This is a genomic window from Chryseobacterium lathyri (genome assembly GCF_019970085.1).
In the GTDB taxonomy this organism is placed as follows: Bacteria; Bacteroidota; Bacteroidia; order Flavobacteriales; family Weeksellaceae; genus Chryseobacterium; species Chryseobacterium lathyri.
In genome coordinates this window covers 1-735 of record NZ_JAHXYG010000015.1, presented here as the reverse complement: position 1 = coordinate 735, position 735 = coordinate 1, and the positions used below count along the sequence as shown (strand labels likewise).

At 39.6% G+C, this 735-nt stretch carries 1 pseudogene; it reads right to left on the bottom strand.

Features of this window, described 5'->3' with window-relative positions:
• Positions 1 to 735, bottom strand: a pseudogene (locus LC418_RS21225) (DUF2723 domain-containing protein); the annotation flags it as partial.

Sequence of the window (735 nt, the reverse complement as noted above, 5' to 3'; positions counted from 1 at the left end):
ATCTTACAAAATAATACCCATTCTGGAATGTAATGAAATAGTCCATATTCTGAGCCAGTGAAGGCTTCTGAACATTGATCAGGTTGTAAGGTTTCACTTTCAGGTAATCAGCTGCCGTAATGGATTTATCTTCATATTTAGCTCTCAGTTCATCAAAGATCTGTTTTGCCTCAGGATTGTCTGCCACATCTTCATTGGCATAATTGAAGGTAAAGTCAGGAGCTCCGTACATAGAAATGTAGTTTGCCATTACGTCTTTATCCTCATTAAACATTCTTGGCATTAAGCTAATCTGAGACTGGCTGAATGTATAATTGAATCGGTCCCCGGTTTTTCTGTAAGTTCCGGTTTTTTCATCTTTTTCATAGATTTCTCCGGTTTTCTTCGTTTTGAAGCTCCCGTCTTCATTTTTCTCAATTCCGTTGGCATCAAGGAAAGCGGTATAGTTTTGACCGTAGATAGTCGGCCAGTCACCGTACTGCTTCCTGTTATAATAGTCCAGCATACCAATGGCAGTATCAGGATCATTAAGGTTCATCGGTGGATTCGCATTCGCTCTGATAGGAATAACCATCCAGCATGAGAATCCAATGATCATATAAACCACCGACAGTGCAGCCGTCTGATATATATTTTTCTTTGCTCTTCTGGCATATTTAATCAGGAGATAAGATATTACAACCATCAGAATAAATGCTACTATCGTTCCTGAATGGAAAGGAAGTCCAAGCCCGT